Here is a 5,613-nt window from a genome sequence, read left to right on the forward strand (position 1 = left end):
CGCGGGGTTCACAGCGCGCGGTCGCGCGTCTCGGTCAGTGCCGCCGTGCACGCGATGCTCAGAACACCGAGCACGGCCAGCATGATTCCGATCGCGATGCCGCCGAACGAAGCGGCGAGCGGTGCCGCGAGGATCGGCGGGATCGCACCGCCGAGGACGCCGGCACCGTTGTAGGCGAGACCGGCACCGGTGTAGCGGTAGCGGGTGTGGAACATCTCGGGGAGCAGTGCACCGCACGGGCCGTACGCGATCCCGAAGATGGCGAGGGTGACCATCATGCCGACGACGAATGCGATCGGTGATCCGGTGTCGAGCAGCGGGAACAGCGCCACCGCCCAGACCACGGAGAACCCGCACGAGATCATGATGACCTTCCGGCGGCCGACCCGGTCGGAGTACAGGGCCGAGAGCACGATCGACGCACCGAAGACGAGGGAGGAGGCTATTCCGACGACGAGGACGAACGGGCGGTCGAAGCCGAGGGTCGTGGTGGCGTAGCTCGTGAGGTAGGCGGTGCCCATGTAGAAGAACGCGAACATGATGGCGAGGGCACCGGCGCCGAGGAGGATCTCCTTGGTCTGGTTGCGCAGCGCGTCGAGGAACGGCAGGGTGCGCTTGCCCTCGGATGCCGCCGCGGCGGACTCCGCGCGGAACACCGGGGTCTCCTCGATGGCGAGACGCACGTACAGGCCGACGAGGACGAGCACGATGCTCAGCAGGAACGGGATCCGCCAGCCGTAGGTCAGGAATGCCTCGTTGGTGTCGCCGAGGGCGAGACCGGTGAACAGGAAGGTTCCACTGGACAGCGCGAAGGCGAGGGCCGGTCCGAGCTGCGGGAACATCGCGTACATGCCGCGTTTGCCGGGTGGCGCGTACTCGGCGGTGAGCAGCGTTGCGCCGGCCCATTCGCCACCGACCGCGAAGCCCTGCACGAACCGGAGTGCGACGAGCAGGATCGGCGCCGCGACACCGATGGTGTCGGCGCCCGGCAACAGACCGATCAGCAGTGTCGCGACACCCATCAGGAGCAGGGTCGACACGAGGGTCTTCTTGCGTCCGATGCGGTCGCCGAAGTGGCCGAAGAGCATCGCCCCCACGGGGCGTGCGATGAACGCGACGGCGAAGGTCGCGAACGAGGCCACCGTTCCGGCCGTCGCCCCCAGCGCGGGGAAGAACACCGTCGGGAACACGAGCGCGGCCGCGGTGCCGTAGATGAAGAAGTCGTAGAACTCGATGGTCGTGCCGATGCAGCTCGCGACTGCGACACGTCTCATCCCGGGCCCGGTCGGTGCGGTACCCGCCGGCGCTGGGGTGCCGGCGGGCACCGCCGAGGGTTCGTGCGCCCCCGGTGTCGACACTGTGGTCACGTCGTTCCTCCGTTGTCCGTCCGAACCGCGGTCGGGAGGTCCCGCCGCGGATTGGAGGCAAAGGTAGTGATCCCGCTCACCCCGCCACCACCCCCGAAAGGGGGTGGATGTGAAGGGGGTCACATACCGAGAGGAACGAACGACCTGCCGGGTCAGTTGCCGGACGCGCCCGCCAGCTCCGCGCGCATCTCGCCCCACACGGTCGCGTAGGAGTCGATGTTGCCCGCGGTCGCCCACGCCAACGATCCGCCCTTGACCCGTCCGAGCGCTTCCTCGAACAGGTCCTGGTAGCGCGACAACCGCGGAACGAACGCCGAGACGTCGTCGAACAACGCCTGCGCCGAGCGGTCGAGCGCGATCAGTGCGTCGAGGAAACCGTCGGCCTCCGGGTCGGTGAGGAGCGCGGTCAGTTCCACGTCGAGCGGCCCGAACTGCTCGTACAGGTCGGCGATGGAGTCCTCGTCGATGGACACACGTTCCGCGTCGAGTTGGTCGGACAACTCGCTCAGCCCCTTGTCGGTGAGGGAGATCGCGTCGCCCGACGACTCGGCCTTGCCCTGCTCGACGAGCGCCGCCGTGGCTGCCTGCCCCGCAGCCACCGTCACACCGAGATGCGCGGCGATCATCTCCGCGGTGACCTGCTTCTTCAACCGCACCGTCTGCAGCAGCGCCAACTCGTCGACATTGCCCGCGAAGGCCATCGCTCACTCCCACCCGCCCCCGAAGGAGCCGTTCCGCGCGGACTCACCGCCGCGCACCGTGCCCGGGTCCGGACGAACCCGCCGCCCAATTCTGCCCCGGCCACGATCCACGCGCGGTCGTCAGCCCCGACAGCGCGACGGGGAACCCCCCCTCGCGGGAGCCCACGCGGACGACGACCCGACCGCCGAGAACTCGTGAATTCGGTGTGCAGACAGAGGATTCCGCGATACCGCACCGGAACAGTGGGTCCCGGACCGCGATCAGGGTTCGAGCACCGCACCGGCACCGAGGGTGGCGGCCCGCGAGGTGTCCTTCAGTTCCACTCCCGAGCGGCCCAGGCGGCGCGCCCCGTCCACCAGACCGGTGACCACGCGGGCGGCCTGCACGTAGCCGAGTCCCTCGGGCGGATGGATGTTGGAGATGCAGTTGCGGTCGGCGTCGGTCCGGCCCGGCTGCGGCCGGTGTGTCAGGTAGACACCGAGGCTGTCGGCCACCGACAGGCCCGGCCGCTCCCCGATGAGCAGCACCAGGGTCGTCACCCCGAGCGCATCACCGATGTGATCGCCCAGCGCGACACGCGCCTGGGTGGCGACCACCGGCGGGGCGAGCGTGTAGTGCTGCGGCAACTCCGCCGCGATCGCGGCCAGCAACGGTGCCCCGTGCTCCATCAGAGCCCGCGGCGACAGTCCGTCCGCGAGGACGAACCCCACGTCCGCCCCCGTCCGGGACACCGTGTCGAGATCCGCGGGGGTACGCCCCAGGTCGGGGCGGCGCAGATACTCGCCGCGGTCGGCGGCGCAGCTGCGCACCACCGCCGGCTCCCCGAGTCCGACCTCGCGCACCGCCGCGGTGAACGTCGCGACGTCCAGCGGCAGGTGCACCGCGTCGCGCGCCGCGGCGTGCGAGACCCGGAACTCGAGGACACGGCGGGTCGGCAGGGCATCCCCCGCCCGGCCGAGACCGATCCGCGATTGCGTGGTCGATCGCAGTTCGCTCCACGGATCCCGCGGATCCTCTCGGGTCGCGGCGGCGTCCCCGGCGCTCATCGCACACCCGCCAGGGCGCGCAGCGGCGAACCGTCCAGGTCGACGGGCAGTACCCGTCCGCCGTCGTCGACCATGCCGAGGCGTTGCAGCCACGCCTCGAACTCGGGGGCCGGGCGCAATCCGAGCACTCGCCGCACGTACAGCGCGTCGTGGAATGACAGGCTCTGGTATCCGAGCATGACGTCGTCCGCACCGGGGACCGCGATGACGAAACCGACCCCCGCCGCGCCGAGCAGGGTGAGCAGGGTGTCCATGTCGTCCTGGTCCGCCTCGGCGTGGTTGGTGTAGCACACGTCCACACCCATCGGCAGGCCGAGCAGCTTGCCGCAGAAGTGGTCTTCGAGACCGGCCCGGATGATCTGCTTGCCGTCGTAGAGGTATTCGGGGCCGATGAACCCGACGACGGTGTTCACCAGCAGCGGCTGCAGGTCGCGTGCCACGGCGTAGGCGCGGGCTTCGAGGGTCTGCTGGTCGACCGGGCGCCCGTCGGTGCCCAGGTGCGCACCGGTACTCAACGCCGACCCCTGACCGGTTTCCAGGTACATGACGTTGTCCCCGACCGTGCCACGCCCGAGCTCCCGGCCGGCGGCGTTCGCCTCGCGCAGCAACCCGATGTTCACGCCGAAGCCGGAATTCGCGCCCTCGGTCCCGGCGATGGACTGGAACACCAGATCGACGGGTGCTCCTTCCTCGACGAGTCCGAGCGTCGTCGTCACGTGCGAGAGCACGCACGACTGCACCGGGATGTCGAACCGCTGCCGGATCTCGTCGAGCAGATGGAGCAGTTCCGCGGTGGCCTGCGGCGAGTCGGTGGCGGGGTTGATGCCGATCACCGCGTCGCCGCAGCCCATGAGCAGTCCGTCGAGCGTGGCGGCGGCGATACCCTGCGGGTCGTCGGTGGGATGGTTGGGTTGCAACCGCGTCGACAACCGACCCGGCGTCCCGACCGTGGTGCGGAACGCCGCGGTGACCGTGACGGCGCGGGCGACGGCGATCAGATCCTGATTGCGCATGATCTTGCTGACGGCCGCCACCATCTCCGGAGTCAGCCCCGGGGAGACGGCTGCGAGGTGCTCGGCGGCGTCGGGCCGGGCCGCGGTCTCGAGCAGCCGGTCGCGCAGGCCGCCGACCGTCAGATGCGCCACCGCCCGATAGGCGTGCCGGTCGTGCGAGTCGATGATCAGCCGCGTGACCTCGTCGTCCTCGTACGGCACCACCGGCTCGTGCAGGAAGGTGTCGAGCGGCAGGTCCGCCAGCACCCACTGCGCGGCGGCCCGCTCGGCGTCCGATTCGGCGGCGCACCCGGCCAGTTCGTCACCCGAGCGCAGCGGTGTGGCCTTGGCGAGCAGTTCCACGAGACCCGCGAAGGTGTAGGTGGTGCCGGCCAGATGCTGGGTATAGGTCGTCATTCGAGTTCCGCCTCCGCCTTCGCCAGGGCCGCGAACTCCTCGTCCGGGGAGTTGGCGACCAACCGATCGCCGCAGGTGCGATCGAATATTCTATGAGAGCTGCTGTGCTGGCAGTACCCATCCCGCGGATCCCTTCCGCAAGGTCCGCTTCTCGAGATGTGCGCGCGACTCCGTGTGGAAGTCGGCGCCGTCGTGATGCGCACCGAGGTGGCCGGCGGCATTCGGATCTGTCGACGACATCTTTGCCCTTCTTCGAACTTAGGACGGAGCCGCTCCGGTCGGGCACGTCGAGTGTACTGCTGCGGAGCGGCGGTGAGCGCGGAGTGCACCGGAGGTCGCGCCCCTCCGGGAGGGACCGGTCGCGCATACGGACCGGGCGCGAAGAGCACCCACGACGGCGCGAACGGTCATGCGGGACCTGCCTGGGAACTACACCTGGCGGGCGGTTCCCGGCACCGGGCACACGTCGGCGGCCTCGGCCACGATCGGCGATGTTGCCGCCGGCCCCGGGCGGGCACCGTCGGCCCAGTCGCGACCGAGCACCACCGGGGCGCCGTCGAGGTCGGCGAGTTCGGTCGGGGTGAATGCGCCACCGCGGCTGAGAAAACGCACACCTTCGGGTGATTCGAGGCTGAAACCGGAGCCGCGTCCGGGGACCACGTCGAGGACGAGTCGGGTGTGCTTCCACGCCGCGAACTGCGCCCCGGAGATCCACACGGGCACCGCGTCGCGACCGTCGGGCAGATCCGGCGCGGTCTCGCCGGCCGCGAGCCGCAGGTCCAGGACGCCGAGCAACACGTCCCGGTCACCGACCAGGAACTCCCCCTGCGGGTAACACATCGGTGCGGAGCCGTCGCAGCAGCCACCGGACTGGTGCAGCATCAGCGGCCCGTGACGGTCGGCGAGTGTGCGGAGCAGATCGGCGGCACCGACGGTCGTCACGACTCGAAGGGGTACGGACATGTACTTCGGCCTCCCGCGACTCGAGCGAGTGTATCGCTCGTCTCCCTCGATCGAGCCGGCGATACATTCGCTCGGGGTGTGATGGATGGGCCGGCGCCCGCCGCGTCGGTCACGACGCGACGGGCG

5 protein-coding genes are annotated in these 5,613 nt (G+C 70.1%); all 5 read right to left on the minus strand.

The annotated features are described in order from the left end of the window. Positions 1 to 8 precede the first annotated feature (8 nt). The 5 genes from LDQ05_RS19085 to LDQ05_RS19105 all read right to left on the minus strand — a co-directional run bounded on the left by LDQ05_RS19085 (position 9) and on the right by LDQ05_RS19105 (position 5,487). Positions 9 to 1,367, minus strand: a complete 1,359-nt coding sequence (locus LDQ05_RS19085; protein ID WP_372461163.1) for an MFS transporter — start codon at positions 1,365 to 1,367, stop codon at positions 9 to 11. A gap of 152 nt (positions 1,368 to 1,519) precedes the next feature. Further along, positions 1,520 to 2,068 (minus strand): hypothetical protein, encoded by a 549-nt coding sequence (locus LDQ05_RS19090; protein WP_226438529.1) that lies wholly within the window; start codon positions 2,066 to 2,068, stop codon positions 1,520 to 1,522. Between the two features lie 261 nt (positions 2,069 to 2,329). Then, positions 2,330 to 3,115, minus strand: a complete 786-nt coding sequence (gene eutC, locus LDQ05_RS19095) for an ethanolamine ammonia-lyase subunit EutC (RefSeq protein ID WP_226438530.1) — start codon at positions 3,113 to 3,115, stop codon at positions 2,330 to 2,332. Continuing rightward, on the minus strand, positions 3,112 to 4,524 hold the full coding sequence (locus tag LDQ05_RS19100) for an ethanolamine ammonia-lyase subunit EutB (protein WP_226438531.1): 1,413 nt from the start codon (positions 4,522 to 4,524) through the stop codon (positions 3,112 to 3,114). Before LDQ05_RS19100 ends, eutC begins: the two co-directional genes overlap by 4 nt. 429 nt (positions 4,525 to 4,953) lie before the next feature. After that, positions 4,954 to 5,487: a DUF779 domain-containing protein gene (locus LDQ05_RS19105; RefSeq protein ID WP_226438532.1), complete on the minus strand. Its 534-nt coding sequence runs from the start codon at positions 5,485 to 5,487 to the stop codon at positions 4,954 to 4,956. Between the last annotated feature and the right edge of the window lie 126 nt (positions 5,488 to 5,613).

Source organism: Rhodococcus yananensis (assembly GCF_020515525.1).
Taxonomy (GTDB): Bacteria; Actinomycetota; Actinomycetes; order Mycobacteriales; family Mycobacteriaceae; genus Rhodococcus; species Rhodococcus yananensis.